This is a genomic window from Micromonospora reichwaldensis (assembly GCF_031845925.1).
Classification (GTDB): Bacteria; Actinomycetota; Actinomycetes; order Mycobacteriales; family Micromonosporaceae; genus Micromonospora; species Micromonospora reichwaldensis.
Window position 1 is genome coordinate 1 of sequence record NZ_JAVRFL010000100.1, and the last position, 411, is coordinate 411.

The 411-nt window shown below is 69.3% G+C and carries 1 protein-coding gene; it reads right to left on the reverse strand.

Annotated features, from left to right (window positions below; translation table 11 throughout):
- Positions 1-222 (reverse strand): hypothetical protein (locus RM555_RS30885; protein ID WP_311415009.1); only part of this gene is annotated, 222 nt, incomplete at its 3' end.
- Positions 223-411: the final 189 nt, after the last annotated feature.

The following is a 411-nucleotide window of genomic DNA, read 5'->3' on the forward strand; positions in this document are numbered from 1 at the left end:
GTCCAGAGCGGACACCTTCACCGGGGCACGGGTGGCCGTCAACTCGGCAAGATCGGCCACCAGGTCACGGTCAGCCTTCGCCAGGGCGGCCACGTCTCGGGGAGTGGCAACCATGAGCGCCGCACGCACCCGCCTGAGCGCCCACCGGATCGACGCAGCAGGATCTTCGGTCAGCGGGATCTCAACCTCGGCCTCCCTGCCGTAGCCCACGAGCACAGACACGGGGGCAGTCCGGTCATCCGCGCTCTCACGGGCAGCCCGGGCCACCTCAGCAGGGCCAGGCTCACGGCTCACGGCGGGCACGTAGGCCGCCTTCTCCCGCTGGCGGCGTGAATCGCCCCGGGTCTGGTGGAGGCTCTGATCCAACGGGAAGGGTGCAGGCCATGTCAGCATCATGGAAGTACCCTGACG